Genomic DNA, 20,566 nt, shown 5'->3' with positions numbered 1-20,566 from the left:
GGCGCCGGCGCGGGCGCCGCGCAGGATGGTCAGCGTCAGCACGCCGCCGCAGATCAGCATGACGGCGATGTCCTGGCGCAGATGCAGCCGTTCGCCCAGCAGCGGCACGCTGGCCAGCGCCACCAGCAGCGGCGCGGCGCCGCGCATCAGCGGATAGGCCTGGCTCATGTCGCCGTGGCGGTAGGCGGCCGCCAGCAGCCGGTAGTAGATCACCTGGCAGCAGGCCGACGCCACCAGCCACGGCCAGCTGTCGGCGTGCGGCAGGGCGGCGAACGGCAGCAGCGGCAGCGACACCAGGCCGGCGCCGCAGGCCACCAGCAGGGTGCTCAGGTATTTGTCGGGACCGGCCTTGACCAGCGCATTCCAGCTGGCGTGCAGCAGCGCGGCGAGCAGGACGACGGTGACGATCTCGCCGGCCAACGCTTACTCCGGTCGCGCGATCAACTGGTTGATGGCGGCCAGCAGCGTGTCGAACGACACCGGCTTGCGGTAGAACAGGTCGTACGGCGGCAGCAGGTCGCGCGGCAGGATGCCGGCGCTGGTGAGGATGAACGGGATGCTGGCCAGCGCCGGATCGGCGCGCCATGCGACGCACAGGTCGGCGCCGTTCATGACCGGCATCATGTAGTCGGATACCACGATGTCCGGCCGCTCGCGCCGCGCCACTGTCAGCGCCTCGGCGCCATTGGCGGCGCTGCGCACGCGGAAGCCGCGAAATTCAAACAGCATGGTGTAGGCCGACAGGACGTCGAACTCGTCGTCGACTACCAGAATGAGCTTGCCATCCGGGTTGCTGTCCATGAGTGCGGAATCATCGCTCATGGCCGCACGCTATCGGTTCAGCACGGTCGGCGCGGTAGGTGGCACGGGTCCGTCGATGCTCATGCCCTGATCGGAAATCAGCAGCACATGGTTGGCGGCGTCGTAGCCGTTTTCACGCAGCTTGAGCACGCCGATCTGGCGCAGGTTGATGCCGGCCACGTCCACATAGCGCAGCAGGATGATGTTTTCAAACAGCACCGAGGCGGCGACGTCGCCCTCCACCTGGCCGTTGCCGAAGTAAGGCAGTTCCTGCGTGAAGAAGGTGGTGACGTTGCGCACCCGCAGTTCGTTGACCAGCGCCGCCATCAGCGAGCGCGAACGGCCTTCGTGCATGACGATCTCGCGCAGGCCGTCGATGCCGTCGATCAGCAGCCGCGTCACGCCGCGCTGTTCGATGTTGCGCAGCAGGCCGTTGGCCAGGCTGTCGACCAGCACTTCCAGCGGCGGGTGCCAGATGATTTGCAGCGCGCCGTTGCTGAAGTAGGTGGCCAGGTCAATGCCGATGCTGCGGGCTTTTTCCAGCAGCCGCTGCGGCGATTCGTAGAAGCCGACGATCAGCGCTTTCTCGCCGCGCTGCAAGCCTTCGTGGATGAAGTGCAGCCCCATCAGTGTCTTGCCGACCCCGGGATTGCCGAGCAGGGCGGTGGTGGAGCCTTGCGCCACGCCGCCGTTGGTCATGCCGTCCCAGCCGGGAATGCCGAAGCTGACCCGGCCGGCGGCGGCCGTCGGCATCGCCGGCGACAGGCTGCTGACCGCTTCCAGCCGCGGATAGATGGCGACGCCGTCCTCGCCCACCTCGAACACGTGGCGGCCCAGCAGGTGCTTGCTGCCACGCAGCTTGAAGACCTTGATCTCGCGGATCAGTTGCAGGCCGCGCTCGTACTGGCTCAGTTCGATCAAGCCGTCGACCAGCGTATTTTCGGAATCGGCCTGGTTGCCTTCGGTCGGCGACAGCAGGAAGGTGGTGCATTCCATGGTCGACACCAGCGAATTGAGCGACAGCATGAATTCGGACAGCGCCACATCCGACGGCTTGGCCTCGCGCACGGTGCGGAAGCCGTCGATGATCATGATGTCCGGCTTTTGCTCGGCCAGCGTGGCGGCGATGGATTTCAGCAGCGCGCGCAGGCCGCCCTTGAGCAGGTCGCTGTAGGCGCCGATAAAGACGATGCGTTCGCCCACCAGTTCTTCGTCGAAGAAAGAGAAGTTGCTCAGGTGGTTGAGCATCTTGCCGTGGGTTTCGGCGATCAGCGTCAGGATCAGGACTTTCTTGCCCTGTTGCGCATGCTGGAAACCGATCTGGCACGCCAGCGTGGTTTTGCCGCTGCCGGCCAGGCCCTGGATCAGGTACAGACTGTGCGCGGGAAAGCCGCCGCCCAGGATGTCATCGAAGCCGGGAACGTGGGTGCTGAGCAGGGGGATGCGCTGGGAAGGGCGGTTGTGCATGGCGCAAAGTTGTAGATGCGGCAAATAATCTCCGCACTGTAGCACACCCGCCGTGAAGCCGCCTAGCCGATAAAGGAATCGAACTGCAGGTCGAACTCCTGCAAGGCTTTCTGGGCGTTTTGCATTTTCTTGCGGAATTCCGGGCCGCGTTGCAGCGCCAGGCCGACCGCCAGCACGTCGATCACCACCAAGTAGGCCAGGCGCGCCGAAATCGGCGTGTACGGGTCGATGTTGAAGATCAGGTCGATCGGGATCAGCACCGTGGCCAGGTCGGCCAACGGCGTGCCGGACGGCGCCAGCACGATCACTTCGGCGCCGCCGCGCTTGGCCAGCTTGACTGAACGCACCAGCGACGGGCTGTTGCCGCGCTGCGAAATCGCCACCAGCGCGTCGCCGGTGCGCAGCAGCGCTGCGGCGATGCTGTGGATATGGGGGTCGGCATAGGCCACGGTCGGCACGCCGGAGCGGAAGAACTTGTGCTGGGCGTCGGCGGCAACAATGCCGGACGTGCCCTGGCCGTAGAACTCGATCTTGTTGGCCTTGGACAGGATGTCCAGCGCCTTCTGGATCTGCTCCGGGTTGAGGTTGTTGCGCAGGTCCAGCAGGGTATTGATCGAACGGCTGCAAATCTTGTTGACCAGGTCGGCCGCGAGGTCGTCCTGGGTCGGCTGTTCGTTCAGGCCCGGCAAGGCCAGCGCCAGGCCCTGGGCCAGCTTGAGTTTGAACTCATGCCAGCCGTCATAGCCCAGCGTGCGGCAAAAACGCACCACGGTCGGTTCGGACACCTGGGCGTTCTTGGCCAGCGCAGTGATGTTCTGGTTGACCGTCTGCGTCGGATGTTCGAGCACGGCCAACGCCACCTTGCGCTCCGATTTGGAGAGCGAGTCGAGTTGGGTGCGGATGGAATCTAACAGCATCTAGGCTCAGTCCTCAGGCAGCACTTCTTCGCGCCATTGCAGGCCGTCACGGCCGATCAGCGCGGAGGCCGCAGCCGGACCCCAGGTGCCGGAGGCGTACGGCAGCGGGTAGCTGTCGTCCGCTTCCCAGTTGTTGAGGATAGGCTCGACCCATTCCCACGCCGCTTCCAGTTCGTCGCCGCGCATGAACAGCGTCAGCTGGCCGCGCAGCACGTCGAGCAGCAGGCGCTCGTAGGCTTCCATGCGTGGCGATTTGAATTGCTCGCGGAAGTCCAGTTCCAGCTCGGCCTGTTTCAGACGCATGCCGTCGCCCGGCGTTTTCGCCATCAGGTTCATGCGCAGGCCTTCGTCCGGTTGCAGGCGGATCACCAGCGAATTCGGCTGGAAGCTGTTGGTCGGCTGGGCAAAGATCGAGTGCGGAATCTGCTTGAAGCGCACCACGATTTCCGCCAGGCCGTCGGCCATGCGCTTGCCGGTACGCAGGTAGAACGGCACGCCGGCCCAGCGCCAGGTGTCGATTTCCGCCTTCATGGCGACAAAGGTTTCGGTGCGCGAATGTTCCGGCGCATCCGGTTCGTCGCGGTAGCTCGGCACGGCCTTGCCGTCGACGTGACCGGCGCGGTACTGGCCGCGCACGATGTTTTGCGCCAGCGTGGTCGGCGTGAATTTTTTCAGCGAGCGCAGCACTTGCAGCTTGGAGTCGCGCACCGCGTCTGGCGAAATCGAGGTCGGCGGTTCCATGGCGACGATACACAGCAGTTGCAGCAGGTGATTCTGCAGCATGTCGCGCAGCGCGCCGGAGGTGTCGTAGTAGCCCAGGCGGTTGCCCACGCCCAGTTTCTCGGCGATGGTGATCTGCACGTCGGAGATCCACTCGCGGCGCCACAGCGGCTCGAACAGGATGTTGCCGAAGCGCAGGGCCAGCAGATTCTGCACGGTTTCCTTGCCCAGGTAGTGGTCGATGCGGTAGATCTGCGATTCCTCGAACACCTTGCCGACTTCGGCGTTGATCTGCTTGGCCGAGGCCAGGTCGCGGCCCAGCGGTTTTTCCAGCACCACGCGCGAGTTCGGCGTGACCAGGCCGTTTTCCTTCAGCGCTTCGCAAATCTGCGAGAAGATCGCCGGTGGCGTGGCCAGGTAGTAGACCTTGGTGATGGCCTCGTCCTTGCGCAGCGCTTCCACCAGCGGCTTGTAGCTGGCGGCGTCGGTGGCGTTGAGCGAGACGTAGACGATGCGTTTGGTAAAGCGGTCCCAGTCGGTCGGCGTTACGGCCGGCGATTTGATCAGGGGCTTGGAGGTGGTCTCGACGGTTTGCAGGAATTCTTCCTGGCTGGCGTCCGCGCGGCCGACGCAGATGATGCGGGCGGTCGCAGGCAGGTCTTTGGCCACATCGCGAGCGTACATCGCGGGCAGTAGTTTGCGCATCGCCAGATCGCCGCTGCCGCCAAACAGAACCAGATCAAAATCGGAAAGAGCCATAGTATGAAAATCGTCGCAAAAAAAGTGCCGAAGGAATGGCCGCGAGCTGGCTGCGGCCGCCAATGTAAATTTACTACTTATAAGAGCGGTTTGCAAGAAATTTTACTACATATTCCTATGGCAGCACCGGCTCGTCCCGGCTCCCATGATGCTAGTGTTGCGCGCTCCGCGCCTGCTGCTGCGCTGAATTTCCACGGGGCAAACTAAGCTCTATAATGGGTTGCATCCTGTATGCCATCACACAAATTATAAGCTGGCCCGTCATCGCGTGCAGTCGCGTTGTGCAGACTGGTCCGGCGTGGAGTGATTCATGACCAAGCGACACGACCCTTTGCAGGCAATTGCCGTGCAAGCTGACAAGATGATGCTCTGCGTTCTATGGGCATTGCAGCTGTTTTCATTGGCACTGGCGGGACTGCACGACACCTGGCACCTGGCGCTGCTGATCGGCCTGCCGGCGGCCGGTGTGCCGAGTGCGCTGCACTACACGGCGCCCGGTTCGCTGCTGACGCGCTGCGCGGTGGCGGTGGCAGTGATGGTGTTTGCGGCGCTGAATATTCATCAGGGCGCCGGGCTGACCGAGCTGCACTTCGGTATCTTCGTCTATCTGGCCTTTTTGCTGGCTTACCGCGACTGGCGGCCGATCGTTGTCGCGGCGGTCGTGATTGCCGTGCACCACCTGAGTTTTCACTATCTGCAGGAATGGAACTACGGCGTGATGTGCTTCACCCGGCCGCAACTGTCGACCGTGTTTATCCATGCGGCCTACGTGGTGGTGGAATCGGCGGTGCTGATTTTCCTGGCCACGATACTGCGTCGCGCCGCCAACCAGGCCGGCGAACTGGAAAGCATCGTCGCCGCGCTGGCCGCGATTGAGGGCCGCATCGACCTGTCTGCCGCCGAGGCCAAGCCGCGCAGCCGGCTGGCACGCTCGCTGCTGGACATGCTGGTGACGATGCGCGACACCATCGCCGGCGTGCGCGATGGCGCGCATACCATCGCCGGTGCCTCGGGCGAGATCGCCCAGGGCAACGCCGAGTTGTCGCGCCGCACCGAGCGGCAGGCCGGCAGTATCGAGCAGACGGCGGCGTCGATGGCGCGGCTGGCGGCCACCGTGCGCGCCAATAACGAAAGCGCGCGCCAGGCCAATGAGCTGGCGCAGAGCGCGTCCACCATCGCCGCCAAGGGTGGTGAAGCGGTGCGGCAGGTGGTCGATACCATGGGCGAGATCAACGCCTCGTCGCGGCAGATTGTCGACATTATCTCGGTGATTGACGGTATCGCCTTCCAGACCAACATCCTGGCCTTGAACGCGGCGGTGGAAGCGGCGCGCGCCGGCGAGCAGGGCAGGGGCTTTGCGGTGGTGGCGTCGGAAGTGCGCAGCCTGGCGCACCGCTCGGCGGCGGCGGCCAAGGAAATCAAGGAACTGATCAGCAATACCGTGCAGACGGTGGAGGGCGGCAACAAGCTGGTGGAAGAAGCCGGCGCCACCATGCTGGAAGTGGTGGACAGCGTGCAGCGCGTGACGGCCATCATGGGCGAGATGAGCAACGCCAATCAGGAACAGAACGAAGGTATCGAGCGCATCAACAGCGCCATCGTGGAATTTGACGAGAACACGCAGCAGAACGCGGCGCTGGTGGAAGAAGATGCCACGGCGGCAGATGCGCTGGCACAGGAAGCGCAGCATCTGACGCAACTGGTGTCGGCCTTCAAGCTGGAAGTCGGCGGCGCGCGGGCGCTACCGCGTTGACGGTGAATCGTGCCGGTGAGAGGGCGGCCGGCTGCATTCCGCCCTCTGACGGACGATTATTTACTGCTTGTAGCTTGGCTCGATACGGCCTGCGACGTCCATCTGGATCGCCAGCAGCTTGCCGCTCAACGGGTACTGTTCCAGCTCGGCTGCCGGACGGGCGCCGGCGCTGGTGACGTACAGCGTGCGCAGGTTCGGACCGCCGAAGGCCGGCATGGTCGGGCAACGCACCGGCAGCTTGATTTCATCCAGCAGTTCACCTTGCGGCGACAGCTTGGCGATGCGCGCGCCTTCAAACATCGCGACCCAGTAATTGCCTTCGCTATCGACCGCCGCGCCGTCTGGACGGCCGCCGTAGTTGTTCTCCTTGTCGGCCGAGAACTGGTGCAGCACTTGCTGATTGCTGACGGTGCCGGTGGCGACGTCGAAGTCGTAGCGCGAGACGCGGTGAGCGGCGGTGTCGGCGTGGTACATGGTCTTCTGGTCCGGGCTGAAGCCGAGGCCATTCGAGTTGGTCATGCCGCCGGCCCAGGCCTGGCGCAGCTTGCCCTGTTCCAGCACGTACATCTCGGCTGCCGGCTTGTCGCGCGGCTCGTAGATGGTGCCGACCCAGAAGCGGCCCGCAGGATCGACGTGGCCGTCGTTGAAACGGGTGATCGATTGATCGTACGGCGCCGCCACGATCTCGGTTAGTTTGACCTCATCGCTGCTGGTGTCCAGATGCGCGAAGCCGCTGCGCATGGCGACAATCAGACCGCCCTGGTCACTGATGGCCAGCGTGGCCGGTTCGCTGGTCAGCTTCCACGCGCGGTGCGCGCCAGTGGCCGGGTCGAGACGGTGCACCGTGAAGGCGGGGATATCTACCCAGTACAGCGCCTGTTCCTGCGGATGCCACAGCGGGCATTCGCCGGTCTGCATTACTTCATCGTAGGCTACCGTAATCATATGTGTTGCGCCGCTTTCGCCATGAAGATCAGGCCATTGGTCGAACTGTCGTGACGTTCCGGTTTGACTTCGCCGGTCAGTTCCGACTGGATGTTCTTGGCCAGGACTTTGCCCAGCTCCACGCCCCACTGGTCAAAGCTGTTGACGTCCCAGATCACGCCCTGCACAAAGGTCTTGTGCTCGTACAGCGCGATCAAGGCGCCCAGCGCGCCCGGCGTCAGCTGGTCCATCAGGATGGTGTTGGATGGACGGTTGCCAGGGAAGGTCTTGTGCGGCACCAGCGCTTCGATCTGGTCGTCGCTCAGGTTCTGGCCGGCCAGGTCGGCGCGCACTTCGTCGGCGGTTTTGCCGGTCATGAAGGCTTCCGATTGCGCGAAGCAGTTGGCCAGCAGCGCATCGTGATGGCCCGGCAGGTCATGCGTGGCGCGCAGTGCGGCGATGAAGTCGATCGGCACGATGTCGGTGCCCTGGTGCAGCAGCTGGAAGTATGCGTGCTGCGCGTTGGTGCCGCACTCGCCCCATACCACCGGGCAGGTGGGCGTATCCACTGCGGCGCCGTTGCGGGTCACGCGCTTGCCGTTGGATTCCATGTCCAGCTGTTGCAGGTAGGCGGCGAAGCGGTTCAGGTCCTGATGGTAGGGCGCGATCGACAGCGAACCGCAGTCGAGGAACTGGCGGTTCCAGAAACCGGTCATCGCCAGCAGCACCGGCATGTTCTGTTCCAGCGGCGCTTCGCGGAAGTGTTCGTCCATGGCGTGCGCGCCGGCCAGGAAGTCGCTGAAGTAGCCGAAGCCCACCGCCAGCGCTACCGACAAGCCAATCGCCGACCATACCGAATAACGGCCGCCGACCCAGTCCCAGAACGGGAACATATTGGCGGTGTCGATGCCGAATTCCGCCACCGCCTTGGTGTTGGTGGAGACAGCCACGAAGTGCTTGGCCAGATTGTCCGCCGTGCCGCCGTTTTGCAGGAACCAGTTGCGCGCGCTGGTGGCGTTCAGCATGGTCTCGGCGGTGGTGAAGGTCTTGGAGGCGATGATGAACAGCGTGGTTTCCGGGTTGACCTGCGCCAGCGCCGCATCCATGTCATGGCCATCGACGTTGGAGACGAAGTGCATTTTCAGACGCGGATGCGCGTACGAACGCAGCGCCAGCACCGCCATCTTAGGGCCCAGGTCCGAGCCGCCGATGCCGACGTTGACGATGTCGGTAATCGGCTTGCCGCTGTAGCCCAGCCACTGGCCGTTGCGCACGCGGTCGGTGAATTCCTTGACGTGGTCCAGCACCGCGTGGACGTCGGCGTTGACGTCCTGGCCGTCCACCACCAGTTTCTTGCCGCGCGGCATGCGCAATGCAGTGTGCAGTACAGCCCGTTGTTCGGTAAGATTGATCTTCTCGCCCCGCAGCATGGCGTCGCGCTGGGCTTCCACGCCGCGCTCGCGGGCCAGGTCCAGCAGCAGGCCGACGGTGGTGGCGTCCAGGCGGTTCTTGGAGTAGTCCAGGAACAGGCCGGCGGCGTCGACCGTCAGTTTCGGGAAACGTTGTGCGTCGCTGGCGAACAACTGGCGCAGTTGCCAGTGTTTGGCATCAACAGCGTGGGATTCGAGGGCTTGGAAGCTGGCAGTGGAAGTGAGTGCAGGCTGGCGCATAATGTTGGCAGATGGGGAAGGATGATCTAATGATACAGGAAAAACAGGTAAATTCACTACGGTTTGCATGCGGTGCCCGAATATTTACGCCTGTAAAACGGATGGTTATGCCGTGTTGTTAATCGCCAGCGCAAGCCAGCCGAAGCCTGCCAACTATATAGAAAGGGCGGCGGGTTTCACGATTTTGTAGTAAAATTTCACGGAATCCATTCATAAGGAACGATCATGGCGTTGCATCCAGTCCTGGAAACTGTCACCAATCGCATTATTCAGCGTAGCAAACCTTCGCGCGGCGCGTATCTGGCGCATCTCGAAGCGGCCCGCGTCAAAGGCGGCCCGCAGCGCGGCACGCTGGCCTGTACCAATCTGGCACACGGCTTTGCCGCTTTCCCCGCCAACGATAAATTGGTGCTGAAAGAGATCAAGAAGCCATCGGTGGCGATTATTTCGGCCTACAACGACATGCTGTCGGCGCACCAGCCGTTCGAGCGCTACCCTGAGATTATCAAACAAGCCGTGCGCGAAGTCGGTGCGGTAGCGCAGTTTGCCGGCGGTACGCCTGCCATGTGTGACGGCGTCACGCAGGGACAGCCGGGCATGGAATTGTCGTTGTTCTCGCGTGACGCGATTGCCATGTCGGCCGCCATCGCGCTGTCGCACAATATGTTCGACTCGGCGGTTTACCTGGGCGTGTGCGACAAGATCGTGCCGGGCCTGCTGATCGGCGCGCTGCACTTCGGCCACCTGCCGGCGGTGTTCGTGCCGGCCGGCCCGATGACCACCGGCCTGTCCAATTCCGAGAAAGCCAAGATCCGCCAGCTGTACGCGCAGGGCAAGGTTGGCCGCGCCGAACTGCTGGAAGGCGAGTCGCAGTCCTACCACGGTGCCGGCACCTGTACCTTCTACGGCACCGCCAACAGCAATCAGATGCTGATGGAAGTCATGGGCCTGCACCTGCCGGGCGCCGCTTTCATCACCCCGAACACGCCGCTGCGCGATGAACTGACCAAGGCCGCCGCACAACGCGCCGCCGTCATTTCGGATCAGGGCAACGAATACATCCCGGTCGGCCATGTGGTCGACGAGAAGGCCATCGTTAATGCGATCGTCGCGCTGCTGGCCACCGGCGGTTCGACCAACCACACGCTGCATCTGCCGGCCATCGCCAAGGCGGCTGGCATCGTGATCGACTGGAACGACTTCGACGAGCTGTCGAAAGTGGTGCCGCTGCTGTGCCGCATCTACCCGAACGGCGAAGCGGACGTGAACCACTTCCACGCTGCCGGCAGCACCGGTTTCGTGATCCGCGAACTGCTGGCCGCCGGCCTGCTGCACGACGACGTCACCACCATCCTGGGCAAGGGCCTGAGCAAGCATTGCGCCGAGCCGTTCCTGGGTGAGGGCGACAAAGGCGTGGTGTTCAAGCCATCGCCGGCGGAATCGGGCGACGAAAAAGTGCTGCGCAAGCACGACAATCCATTCTCGCCGGACGGCGGCATGGTGCTGGTGCAGGGTAACCTGGGCCGCGCCGTGATGAAGGTATCGGCCGTCAAGCCGCATCACCGCACGGTGGAAGCGCCGGCGCTGGTGTTCAATTCGCAGGAAGACTTCATGGACGCGTACAAGACCGGTCAGCTGGACCGCGACTTCGTGGCCGTGCTGCGCTTCCAGGGCCCGCGCGCCAACGGCATGCCGGAACTGCACGCGCTGACCCCGGCGCTGGCCAACCTGCAAGACGCCGGCCGCAAAGTGGCGCTGGTGACCGACGGCCGCATGTCCGGCGCGTCGGGCAAGGTGCCGGCGGCGATCCACGTGTCGCCGGAGATCCTGGCCGGTGGTCCACTGGGCCTGGTGCGCGATGGCGATATCATCAAGGTGTGCGCCGAAACCGGCACGCTGGAAGCGCTGGTCGATTCGGCTGTATGGCACGCGCGCTCGATGGCGCATGCCGATATGTCGATCAACCAGATCGGCATGGGCCGCGAACTGTTCTCGATGTTCCGCAACAGCGTGTGCGAAGCCGAGAAGGGCGCGACCACGTTCCCGCTGCCGTCGCCGATTGGCACCACGGTGGGCCTGCATGACAAAGAACCGGTCGGTAACACCGTGCCGGGTTCCGACGAAGATTTCTCGACGAAGAAAGCAACCTAATCATGACCATGACTCTGCTCGACATTATGCGTACCTCGGCCGTGATCCCTGTGATCGCGATTGACGACCCTGAACATGCCGTGCCGCTGGCGAAAGCGCTGGTGGCCGGCGGCATCCGCGTGCTGGAAGTCACGCTGCGCACCAAGCATGGCCTGGGCGCGATCAAGGCGATGAGCGCGGTGGAAGGCGCCATCGTCGGCGTCGGCACGCTGACGCAGCCGGAAGAATTTGCCGCCGCGCGCGATGCGGGTGCGGTGTTCGGCGTGTCGCCTGGTTTGACGGCTGCGCTGATCGCCGCCGCCAAGAGCAGCGGCCTGCCGCTGCTGCCTGGCGTGATGACGCCGTCGGAAGTGATGGCGGCGCGTGAACAAGGCTTCCGTCAACTGAAGCTGTTCCCGGCGGTGCCGGCGGGCGGCGTTGGCATGCTGAGCGCGATCAACGGCCCGCTGCCGGACGTCACCTTCTGCCCAACCGGCGGCATCTCGCAAGAGACGGCGTCGCAATTCCTGGCGCTGAAGAACGTCGCCTGCGTGGGCGGTTCGTGGCTGACGCCAAAAGACGCCATCGCCGCCGGCGACTGGGGCCGCATCACCGACCTGGCAAAAGCCGCCAGCGGCCTGCGTTAATTGTCGTCAGGCCCACTCCAGGCCGAAGGGCAGTGCGGGTGGGCCGAACAGGAAATGCAGCACGCGCCTGCGGCTGCTGCCGGTCGCTTTGGATGACGCGTGCAGCAGCAGCGGGCGCATCGCCATGCCGGCGCCTTGGGCGACCGGACATAACACCGCTTCCGTGCCGGCTTTCGCCAGCGCCTTGTCGTCCTCGTCCAGCCGTCCGTTCAGGTGCGAGCCGGGGATGACTTTCAGCGCGCCGTCTTCCGGCCCGCATGCATCGATATGTAGGCCGCGCTTTGACGGGAATGCTCAAGTCCTGATGCAGCGCCACCAGCCAGTTATGGCCGCGCGATTTCTCGAAGTAGGTGCACTGGACGGCGACATAGTCCTCCGAAATCAGTCCAGCGGCAACCAGCTGCATGCGTACTTCCTCGGCCAGCTCTCTGCACCAGCCCAGCTGTAACATCAGCCGCGAGTTCTCGGGCGCTTCGCCAAGCGCCGCATCCAGTGCCTGCAAGCGCGCGGGAGCCAGCATGTCTGGCAGCGTCGTGTAACCTTGCTTCACTTAGCCACCCAGCTTGTTGTACAGCGTGCCGGGCCAGCGTTGCGTGATGCGGCTGCAGTGCATCTCGAACTCGTCGCCGTCCTTGGTTTTGGTGGCGTGGAAGTGGTTGATGGCGATGCGGGTCGCGTCCTGCAGTGCGCCGGCTTCGGTGATCTGCTTGGGCGGCGGTTCGTCCCGGATGTGCAACAGGTACTCGACGCGTTTTGGATCGGTGTTTTCGTCGTACCAGATCTCGACCCGAATGCTGTCGTCATCATGCTCGCTCTCGGCATAGCATCGTCCATGCCGCTTGGTTTCAAATTTAAACCGCATCGCGCTCCTCCGTTGATACACGGGATCAGCGTAGCATGCTTACCGAGCACGCGAAATATGCTTGCAAATCAGTAGTGTTCAGATTCCTGGGGAGGTATCGCGCTGTGTTTCATCGTTTCTCTTAAAGTGTCGTTAATCAAGCCTTGATAACCACGTCCCTGTGCCTGTGCTTTGGTGCAGAAGAAGGCGTAGACGTCATCATCCAGCCAGATTGAGGTGTGGGTTTTTCCTTCTGTGGATAATACGGGACCGTGTTGTCCTTTGCTGAAATCATAATCTTTGCGCATAATATTGCTCCGCTTCGCCTTTGCTGGCCTTGCGCGCGGAAATCAGTCGAGTGTGTGTGCCGCGCGGTGTATGAATGACGATCAGAACTCTTCCACTGGCGTCAGCGCCGAGCGTTGAAAAGCGCTGCTCATTAGCGATCCGAGTGTCTTCGGTGGTAATGGCGAGTTGGTCGTATAGCGCTTGTTCGGCCTGAGTAAAACTGACCCGGTGCTTGCGCAGATTTGCTCGCTCTTTTCTCGGATCGAATTCGACGTCGTTGAATTGATTATGCATCGACTATCTATATAGTCAAGCGAAGCCCAGTGTGTTGTGCTTGGTCAAAGCCGCATCTGCAAGCCGATTGGCGACATGGTAAAGCCGTCAAGTTCCTGTGGTTCCGCGCCGCTGGCGGTGCCGATTGACGCGATGTCGAAACTCGATAGCAGCATCGCGCTGGCGAGTTTGATTTCCAGTAGCGCCAGATACCGTCCCGGACAGGTGCGCACGCCCGCGCCGAAGGGCATCGATACCTGTTTGTTCATCGGCTGCGCTGCGCCGGCCAGCCAGCGCTCGGGATGGAAGTCTGCGGCGTTGGCGACGAAGTCGTTCGATACGCTGTCGTTCCGCATCACGCACCATACCAGGCTGTCCTTGGGCACTTGCACATCGCCGACCACGCTGTCGCGCAGCGCCTCCAGCGGTATGAACGGCGCCACCGGCTTGAGGCGCATGGCTTCCTGCGCGCAGGCGTCGAGATAATCCAGCCCGTCCATCTGCTCAATGGTGAATGCGCGTGGCTCGGGCGCCACGCGCAGCACTTCTTCGCGCGCCTTTTGCATCGCAGCGGGATTTTGATGCAAAAGATAGAGCATCCATGCCAGCGTGTTGCTGGTGGTGTCCTCACCGGCCAGCAGCATGGTGGCGACGTTGCCGGCCACCGCCACGTCATCGACGCCGCTGCCGCCTTCATCGGCCGCGCAGATCATCGCTTCCAGCAAATTGGCCGGCCGCGCGCGCCGCTCCGGTTCCGCCGCCAGCCGCGCGCGGGCGGTGGCGATCAGGCCATCGATGGACTGGTTCAGCGCCAGCAGGCTGGTGTCCAGTTGGCGGTCTTGCGGCAGCCTGACATAGCGCCAGTAAGGGAATAACGCCATCGAGCGGCGCGCCACCGCCGGCAGCACAATGTCCATATGACGCTGGATCACATCCTCGCCGCCGTCGATGGTATTGACGTCGCTGCCAAACGCCAGCCCGGCGATGATGTCGACGCTGAAGCGCTTCAAATCCTCGGTCAAATCGATGACGCGGCCGTCGCGCGCGGCCCGCTGCCAGTGTTGTTGCAGCCGCAGGCCCACCGTTACCAGCGACGGGAAATACGCCTTCACCGCATGCGGCGCCAGCGCCGTCATCACCATGCGCCGCTGGTCGCGCCACGCCGCGCCTTCGGCCAGGAACAAGCCGGGACGGCCGCCCATTTCATCGGATACGGTAGCGGTGATGGAAGGGCGGCGGAAGCCATCCGGCCGGTCGCGCAGCACCGCGTTCACCAGTTCATGTGACGCCACCACCAGCATCTGCGTGCGGCCAAAGCTGATCTTGAACAGCGGCCCGTATTGCCTGGCCCAGCCCTCCAGATCCTGATGCAATCGCGTGGGCGTTATCTGCGGCAGGTTGCCGGCCAGTGGCCATGGCCGTGGTCCGGGCAGGTCGGTGATGTGGCGAAGTTCGGCTGCGATGGTGTTGTACATGGCTGCTCCTCGGTTGACGATGACCCAGTGTGCGCCTGACTGAAATCGCTGTATTGAATGATTCCGACATCGGCTCCTGGTATAAACTGTTTGGCATGGAACCTACGACCCGACTGATTTTCCCGCGCAAATCGCTGGCATCGTGCGTGCGGGCGACCATCGTTCGCAGCACGGTGGAGATGCCGCTGGCCAGCGATGGCGACCGCCTCAATCACTATCCGGCCACGCCGCATTGCTGGGTGACGTTTTACATCGAAGGCGACACGGACGTGCTGTTGCCTGAGAACGCGCCGCAGGAACGCTTTCGCGCCGTCTTCGGCGGACCGCAGACGCGCCCGATCACCACCTACAATCCTGGCCCGGTGCGCATGTTGATGGTGATGTTTTATCCGCACGCGCTGCATGCGCTATGCGGCATCGACGTGGCGGAGTGGGTGGACCGTTGGGATGACATCAAGGCGCTGGGCCCCGAGTGGCAGGCGCTGGCCGATGCGGTACTGGCGGCGCCGGACGATGCCACGCGGCTGGCGCTGGTCGACAACTTCCTGGAGCCACGCTGGCAGGTCGCGCGTCCCGGTGGCGCAGGCGCCATCGCCGGCGACTGGGTACGCCACCTGGCCACCGAGGTCGCAGACACCGCGCTGGGACGCGGCGTGCGCAATATCGAGCGCCGCATCAAGGCCCGTGCCGGACAGCCGATGCGCAAGCTGCTGCGCCGCCAGCGCGCCGAGCACACCTTCTTTGAGGCGCGTGAGGATTACCTGTCCGGCAAAGCCGTGTGGTCCGACATCGCCGCGCGCGGCGGCTATTCGGACCAGGCGCATTTCTGCCGCGAGGCGCGCGAAATCACCGGCCGCACGCCGCTGGAACTGGCGCGCGTGCTGGCCTCCAGCGACGAAAGCTACTGGATTTACCGCGTCTGGACCTGACCGCCGCAGGCCGCGCGCGTCATGGGAAAGTCGATGCGTTTGACGGCGCCCTTGATCGTGCCTTCAATGCTGGCGCGCAGCCGGGACGGCGCTTCGAAGCGGTAGATCACGCGCTGCGGAAAGTCGTGGCCGGGGTTTTCAAACACCGCCTCTGTCGCCGTCAGCGTAGTGGCGGTGAAGCTGGCGCCGTCCTGGCCGGAAGGCTGCGCGTGGAAGATGACCGTACCATCGTTGGCGGTGGTGATGCGCATGAATTCATAGTTGGCCACCTTGCCGCCCTTGAGCGTGCGGCTCATCCCCATCATCGAGTCGCCGGCCGGTGCGGTCCATTGTTCGACCGAACCGGCTTCGCCGCCATCGGCGCTCCAGCAGCCGGCCAGCCACGAAAGCTGGTCGATAGGCGCGGCGTGGACGCCGGCCGACACCAGCATCAGGGAGAGCAGCAGGTTACGCATCATGGTCCTCACGTGGGAAGCATTGAAGCAATCAGGTTGCGGCCATTGCGCTTGGCCTGGTACAGCGCGCGGTCGGCGGCGCCGATCAGGGCGTCGATTTCCACCGGCGTGTCGCTCTTTTGCGTGGCGATGCCGATGCTGACCGTGACCAGCTGCGACGGATCGGTATTGCGCTCGTGCGGTATCGCCAGCTCCTGCGCCCGCGCGCGGATCGACTCCGCCATCAGCAGCGCCTGATCGACGTCGGTCTCCGGCAGTATCATCGCAAACTCTTCGCCGCCGTAGCGCGCCATCAGGTCGCAGGGGCGCTTCAGCATATCCGCCAGTGCGGCCGCCACCTGGATCAGGCACTGGTCGCCTTTCTGGTGGCCGTAGTGATCGTTGTAGGCCTTGAAGTGATCGATGTCGATCATCAGCAGCGACAGCGGCGTGCCGCCACGCTTGGCGCGCCGGTGTTCCTTCTCCATCGCCACGTCGAAGTGACGGCGGTTGGCGATGCCGGTCAGGCCGTCGGCAAACGTCTGCGAGCGCAGCACCATAGCCTGCTCGCGCAGCAGCTTCTCGCGCGTTACCGCGATGCTGACATCGGTGACCTGGATCAGGCAGTGGCGCGGCGCGCCGTCCACCTCCAGCGGCGTAACTTCCACCGCCTGCTGGATGCGCTCATCGCGCACATACAGCGGGAACGGCGCCTTGTTCAGCGTCTGCGACAGCAGCGAAGGGAAGTTGTTGTACAGCGCGTACTGGATGGCGGCGTCCACGCGGCCGCCGCGCAGCTCCGGGCAGACGGCAAAGAAGTCCTGTCCCAGCACCTGCTCGTGCGCCAGTCCGGAATGTTTGATCATCCACGCATTCCACAGCGCGATGCGACGCTGGTGATCGAGCACGATGGCGCCCACGTTCACCGCGCAGAACACGCTTTCCAGCAGGGGCAGACGTGAGGAGTTCATGTCTGCCCCATGACGCGCGCGATGTACAGGTTGATCTGGTCTTTCAGGTCGTGCAGCGCCGAGATGGCCAGCACGAAGGCGACGTAACCGTGGATCTGGTGCTTCTCCAGCAGGAAGTCGATGTGCAGCATCAGCACCACGGTGTTGGCCTGGCTGCCGGAGGCGGTGGCGGTGAGGATCTCGTCGCTGGTGCCAACGTGGTACTGCGGCAGCGATCCTTGCAGCTCGCGCTGGAAGATGTTGGCCAGCGTGCCGACGCAGGAGTTGAGCATGATGTTGCCGATCTCGCACATGGCTTCCTGCTCCATGTCGGTCAGCTCCTTCAGCGGCACCGCTTCGCCCACCATCAGGCGCACGATCTCCAGGCTTTTATCTTCGGGGAACATGAGGATGGCTTCGGTCTCGAAGGCGCCGGCGTAATGCTGGCTGACGCCGCAGATGCGCTCCGGCGCCGCGTCCTGTCCATTCGCGCCCAGCAGCCGCGCCGCCTCGGCGCGCGGAATGAAGCTGATCGACGGCACCGACATGCGCACCGGTTCGTTGACGATCGCGCTCATCGACGCCGCCGCGTGGCCGACGCCGATATTGAAGATCTCGATCAGCGCATCGTTTTCCAGTTCACTCAGCGTGAACATGATTACGCCGCTTCCAGCGTGGCCACCAGCTGCGCGATGCGCGCCTCGGTGATCGGCTTTTCGACAAAGCCGATGCCCATGGCGGCGGCGCGTTCGCGCGTGGCCGTCTGCACGTTGGCGGTCAGCAGCGAGATGGGGATGGCGGGGAATTCCTGGCGCAACTGCTCGGCGGCGGCGATGCCGCCCATGCCGGGCATGTTGACGTCCATCAGGATCAGGTCGGGCGGGGTGCTGCGCGCCTTGAGCAGCGATTCCTCGCCGGTGCCGGCTTCCTCGACGATCCAGTCGGCGTGCATGCTGACGATGTACTGGCGCGCCATCATGCGCGAGACGCGGCTGTCGTCGACTATCAGAACAGTTTTGGTGCTGGTCATGGTCTCTTCCCCGGCGATCTTTTTATAGGCATGCGCTATGTCCATTCTCGCATACTCAGTGGCCTGACTGATCACAGGTGTTGTTACGTTTATACGCTTATTGCACGGTGTTGTCCGTGCGCAATTTTTAGGCAAAAAACGGGGTGGTAAAATAGCGCCATCCGATTTCCCCTCTCTTATGTATTTATCATGACCCAAGACGAACTGAAACAAGCCGTAGCCCGCACCGCCATTGACTATGTGGTAAAAAACGAGATCATCGGCGTCGGCACCGGCTCCACCGCCAACTTCTTCATCGACGAACTGGCCAAGATCAAGGGCGACATCAAGGGCGCCGTGGCGTCGTCGGAAGCCACTGCGGCCCGCCTGCGCGGCCATGGCATCGAAGTGTTCGACCTGAATGATGTGGCGGAGATCGCCGTCTACATCGACGGTGCTGATGAAATTGATAACAGCGGCGCCATGATCAAGGGCGGCGGCGCGGCACTGACGCGCGAGAAGATCGTCGCCTCGGTGGCCAAGCAGTTCGTCTGCATCGCCGACGGTTCCAAGCTGGTGGACGTGATGGGCAAGTTCCCGCTGCCGGTGGAAGTGATCCCGATGGCGCGCGCGTCGGTGGCGCGTGAGCTGGTCAAGCTGGGCGGCACGCCGAAACTGCGCATGAAGCCGGGCACGGACGAAGCGTTTGTGACCGATAACGGCGGCTATCTGCTGGATGTGGCGGGACTGTCGATTACCGATCCGAAGGCGCTGGAAGCGCAGATCAACCAGATCGTCGGAGTGATTGCGGTGGGTTTGTTTGCGGCGCGTGGCGCCAATGTCTGCCTGCTGGGCACTGCGGAAGGCGTGAAGACGCTGAAGTTCTAAGCTGGAGAGACTCCCCGGCGCGGCCGGGGAGTAGGCGGCGAATTAGTCCGCAGGCGGCACATAGCCTTGTGCCGCATCGGCGCCGTCGCCGAAGAAGTGTTTTTCCATCTGCGTCGCCAGGTACTTGCGGGCGCGCTGATCGGCCAGGTTCAGGCGGTTTTCATTAACCAGCATGGTCTGGTGCTTGAGCCACGCAGCCCAGGCTTCTTTGGAAACCGACTCATAAATCTTCTTACCCAGTTCACCCGGATACGGCGGGAAGTCCAAGCCCTCGGCTTCCTTGTTGAGTTTGATGCATTGAACGGTGCGGGCCATATGGGTTGCTCCTAAAGCTTTAAGTAAAAACGAGATTATAAGGTTTTAATCAGAACCTGGGATTTGCGCTGCCAGTTATACATGCGCTGACGGTCCTTCGGCAGCGCATCCACGGTGGCCGGCGCGAAGCCGCGTTTGATAAACCAGTGCGAGGTGCGGGTGGTCAGCACGAACAGCTTGTTGACGCCCAGCGCGCGTGCGCGGTTTTCCATGTGCTTGAGGATGCGGTCGCCGTCGCCCTGGCCCTGGACGTCGGGGTTGACGGTCAGGCATGCCATTTCGGCCATTTTCTGTTCCGGGAACGGATACAGCGCCGCGCAGCCAAAGATCACGCCATCGTGCTCGATGACCGAGAACATCTCGATTTCGCGCTCGATCAGCTCGCGGCCGCGCTTGACCAGCGTGCCGTCGGCTTCCAGAGGTTCGATCAGCTTGATAATGCCGCCAACGTCCTCAATTGTGGCGGTGCGCAGCGATTCCAGGTTCTCGTGTGAGATCATGGTGCCGACGCCATCGTGGGTGAACAGCTCCAGCAGCGCCGAGCCGTCCATGTCGAACGAGACGATGTGCGAGCGCTCGACGCCGTTGTCGCAGGCTTTGACGCAGTGCTTCAGGTAGAACGCGGTGGCGTCGGGCAGGAAGCCCGCCTGCAGCACGGCTTCCGCCTGGTGCGACGACAGTTCGCGGATTTCGAAGCCGCCGGCGTCGGTCATCAGCGGCGTTTCGGTGATGAAGATCAGCTTATCGGCGTGCAGCGCGATGGCGGTGGAGCAGGCCACGTCTTCCATGGTCAGGTTGAACGCCTCGCCGGTCGGCGAGAAGCCCAGTGGCGACAGCAGCACCAGGCCGTCGGAGCCGAGAATCGAGTGAATTGTCTCGGCATCGACCTTGCGGGTGACGCCGGTCAGTTCCAGGTCGACGCCGTCGATTACGCCGAGCGGCTTGGCGGTGATGAAGTTGCCGGAAATGATACGGATCGCGGCGTTGGACATCGGCGTGTTCGGCAAGCCCTGGCTGAATGCGGCCTCGATGTCGAGCCGCAGTTCGCCGGCGGCTTCCTTGGCGCACTCCATGGCGGCCGTGTCGGTGATGCGCACGCCGTTGTGGAAGCGGCCTTCGACGTTACGCAGCGCCAGTTGTTCGGCGACTTGCGGCCGGGAGCCGTAGATGACGGTGACGTTGATGTCGAGCGCGTGCAGCAGCGAGAGGTCGTGGGCCAGCACCGGCAAGGCACCGGCGGCCACCAGTTCACCTGGGAAGGCGACCACGAAGGTCTTGCCACGGAAAGCGTGGATGTAAGGCGCGACAGAGCGCAGCCATTGGACGAATTGGGTAGGATTTTCCATTAGCCGCATTATAATTCGGGGCGCGACGTC

General features: G+C 63.3%; 24 protein-coding genes. 6 read left to right on the top strand and 18 right to left on the bottom strand.

Features of this window, described 5'->3' with window-relative positions:
• The 5 genes from GTP69_RS20970 to zwf form a co-directional block, all read right to left on the bottom strand.
• On the bottom strand, nt 1–420 hold a 420-nt coding region (locus GTP69_RS20970; RefSeq protein WP_161056661.1), incomplete at its 3' end, for an EamA family transporter.
• Between the two features lie 3 nt (nt 421–423).
• Nucleotides 424–822: a response regulator gene (locus tag GTP69_RS20965; protein WP_229261070.1), complete on the bottom strand. Its 399-nt coding sequence runs from the start codon at nt 820–822 to the stop codon at nt 424–426.
• A 9-nt stretch (nt 823–831) separates the two neighbouring features.
• On the bottom strand, nt 832–2,292 hold the full coding sequence (locus tag GTP69_RS20960) for an ATPase domain-containing protein (RefSeq protein ID WP_308494446.1): 1,461 nt from the start codon (nt 2,290–2,292) through the stop codon (nt 832–834).
• A 38-nt stretch (nt 2,293–2,330) separates the two neighbouring features.
• Nucleotides 2,331–3,185, bottom strand: coding sequence for an SIS domain-containing protein (locus tag GTP69_RS20955; protein WP_110844686.1), 855 nt, complete (start codon nt 3,183–3,185; stop codon nt 2,331–2,333).
• A 6-nt stretch (nt 3,186–3,191) separates the two neighbouring features.
• Entirely contained in the window at nt 3,192–4,664 is a 1,473-nt protein-coding gene (gene zwf, locus GTP69_RS20950) for a glucose-6-phosphate dehydrogenase (RefSeq protein WP_161056660.1), read from the bottom strand.
• A gap of 3 nt (nt 4,665–4,667) precedes the next feature.
• On the opposite strand from zwf, the gene GTP69_RS20945 reads away from it, so the two are divergent.
• Together GTP69_RS20945 and GTP69_RS31740 are read left to right on the top strand one after the other, a co-directional pair.
• Nucleotides 4,668–4,871 (top strand): hypothetical protein, encoded by a 204-nt coding sequence (locus GTP69_RS20945; protein WP_161056659.1) that lies wholly within the window; start codon nt 4,668–4,670, stop codon nt 4,869–4,871.
• 103 nt (nt 4,872–4,974) lie between these two features.
• Nucleotides 4,975–6,417, top strand: coding sequence for a methyl-accepting chemotaxis protein (locus GTP69_RS31740; RefSeq protein ID WP_161056658.1), 1,443 nt, complete (start codon nt 4,975–4,977; stop codon nt 6,415–6,417).
• Nucleotides 6,418–6,477: 60 nt separating this feature from the next.
• Here GTP69_RS31740 and GTP69_RS20935 read toward each other — a convergent pair whose 3' ends face one another.
• Entirely contained in the window at nt 6,478–7,362 is an 885-nt protein-coding gene (locus GTP69_RS20935; RefSeq protein WP_229261069.1) for an SMP-30/gluconolactonase/LRE family protein, read from the bottom strand.
• On the bottom strand, nt 7,359–9,011 hold the full coding sequence (pgi, locus tag GTP69_RS20930) for a glucose-6-phosphate isomerase (RefSeq protein WP_161056657.1): 1,653 nt from the start codon (nt 9,009–9,011) through the stop codon (nt 7,359–7,361). Before pgi ends, GTP69_RS20935 begins: the two co-directional genes overlap by 4 nt.
• A 225-nt stretch (nt 9,012–9,236) precedes the next feature.
• Here pgi and edd point away from each other — a divergent pair, with 225 nt between their 5' ends.
• Together edd and eda are read left to right on the top strand one after the other, a co-directional pair.
• Nucleotides 9,237–11,162, top strand: coding sequence for a phosphogluconate dehydratase (gene edd, locus GTP69_RS20925; RefSeq protein WP_161056656.1), 1,926 nt, complete (start codon nt 9,237–9,239; stop codon nt 11,160–11,162).
• Nucleotides 11,163–11,164: 2 nt separating this feature from the next.
• On the top strand, nt 11,165–11,788 hold the full coding sequence (gene eda / locus GTP69_RS20920) for a bifunctional 4-hydroxy-2-oxoglutarate aldolase/2-dehydro-3-deoxy-phosphogluconate aldolase (RefSeq protein ID WP_110844671.1): 624 nt from the start codon (nt 11,165–11,167) through the stop codon (nt 11,786–11,788).
• Between the two features lie 6 nt (nt 11,789–11,794).
• Here eda and GTP69_RS20915 read toward each other — a convergent pair whose 3' ends face one another.
• The 5 genes from GTP69_RS20915 to GTP69_RS20895 all read right to left on the bottom strand — a co-directional run bounded on the left by GTP69_RS20915 (nt 11,795) and on the right by GTP69_RS20895 (nt 14,665).
• Nucleotides 11,795–12,001 (bottom strand): phytanoyl-CoA dioxygenase family protein, encoded by a 207-nt coding sequence (locus tag GTP69_RS20915; protein ID WP_229261076.1) that lies wholly within the window; start codon nt 11,999–12,001, stop codon nt 11,795–11,797.
• 337 nt (nt 12,002–12,338) lie between these two features.
• Entirely contained in the window at nt 12,339–12,650 is a 312-nt protein-coding gene (locus GTP69_RS20910; RefSeq protein WP_161056655.1) for a hypothetical protein, read from the bottom strand.
• A 68-nt stretch (nt 12,651–12,718) separates the two neighbouring features.
• Nucleotides 12,719–12,937 (bottom strand): BrnA antitoxin family protein, encoded by a 219-nt coding sequence (locus GTP69_RS20905; protein WP_161056654.1) that lies wholly within the window; start codon nt 12,935–12,937, stop codon nt 12,719–12,721.
• On the bottom strand, nt 12,921–13,211 hold the full coding sequence (locus tag GTP69_RS20900; protein ID WP_161056653.1) for a BrnT family toxin: 291 nt from the start codon (nt 13,209–13,211) through the stop codon (nt 12,921–12,923). Before GTP69_RS20900 ends, GTP69_RS20905 begins: the two co-directional genes overlap by 17 nt.
• Before the next feature lie 44 nt (nt 13,212–13,255).
• Nucleotides 13,256–14,665, bottom strand: coding sequence for a cytochrome P450 (locus tag GTP69_RS20895; protein ID WP_161056652.1), 1,410 nt, complete (start codon nt 14,663–14,665; stop codon nt 13,256–13,258).
• Between the two features lie 95 nt (nt 14,666–14,760).
• On the opposite strand from GTP69_RS20895, the gene GTP69_RS20890 reads away from it, so the two are divergent.
• Nucleotides 14,761–15,594, top strand: a complete 834-nt coding sequence (locus GTP69_RS20890; protein WP_229261068.1) for a helix-turn-helix domain-containing protein — start codon at nt 14,761–14,763, stop codon at nt 15,592–15,594.
• Here the strand turns inward: GTP69_RS20890 and GTP69_RS20885 are convergent.
• From GTP69_RS20885 to GTP69_RS20870, 4 genes are read right to left on the bottom strand one after another with little or no spacing between them, the layout of a single operon-like run.
• Nucleotides 15,576–16,052, bottom strand: coding sequence for a DUF6265 family protein (locus tag GTP69_RS20885; RefSeq protein ID WP_161056651.1), 477 nt, complete (start codon nt 16,050–16,052; stop codon nt 15,576–15,578). The genes GTP69_RS20890 and GTP69_RS20885 overlap by 19 nt on opposite strands.
• A 5-nt stretch (nt 16,053–16,057) precedes the next feature.
• Entirely contained in the window at nt 16,058–16,999 is a 942-nt protein-coding gene (locus tag GTP69_RS20880) for a sensor domain-containing diguanylate cyclase (protein ID WP_161056650.1), read from the bottom strand.
• Nucleotides 16,996–17,634 (bottom strand): chemotaxis protein CheC, encoded by a 639-nt coding sequence (locus tag GTP69_RS20875; RefSeq protein WP_161056649.1) that lies wholly within the window; start codon nt 17,632–17,634, stop codon nt 16,996–16,998. The genes GTP69_RS20880 and GTP69_RS20875 overlap by 4 nt, the downstream gene beginning before the upstream one ends.
• Before the next feature lie 2 nt (nt 17,635–17,636).
• Nucleotides 17,637–18,008, bottom strand: a complete 372-nt coding sequence (locus GTP69_RS20870) for a response regulator (RefSeq protein ID WP_161056648.1) — start codon at nt 18,006–18,008, stop codon at nt 17,637–17,639.
• A gap of 189 nt (nt 18,009–18,197) precedes the next feature.
• Between GTP69_RS20870 and rpiA the strand changes: the two genes are divergently transcribed.
• Nucleotides 18,198–18,875, top strand: coding sequence for a ribose-5-phosphate isomerase RpiA (rpiA, locus tag GTP69_RS20865; protein ID WP_161056647.1), 678 nt, complete (start codon nt 18,198–18,200; stop codon nt 18,873–18,875).
• A 42-nt stretch (nt 18,876–18,917) separates the two neighbouring features.
• Here rpiA and GTP69_RS20860 read toward each other — a convergent pair whose 3' ends face one another.
• On the bottom strand, nt 18,918–19,190 hold the full coding sequence (locus GTP69_RS20860) for an oxidative damage protection protein (protein WP_161043868.1): 273 nt from the start codon (nt 19,188–19,190) through the stop codon (nt 18,918–18,920).
• Between the two features lie 35 nt (nt 19,191–19,225).
• Nucleotides 19,226–20,536, bottom strand: coding sequence for an amino-acid N-acetyltransferase (gene argA / locus GTP69_RS20855; RefSeq protein WP_161056646.1), 1,311 nt, complete (start codon nt 20,534–20,536; stop codon nt 19,226–19,228).
• Nucleotides 20,537–20,566: the final 30 nt, after the last annotated feature.

This window comes from Duganella levis, assembly GCF_009857605.1.
In the GTDB taxonomy this organism is placed as follows: Bacteria; Pseudomonadota; Gammaproteobacteria; order Burkholderiales; family Burkholderiaceae_D; genus Rugamonas; species Rugamonas levis.
This window is presented reverse-complemented; position numbering and strand designations above follow the sequence as displayed.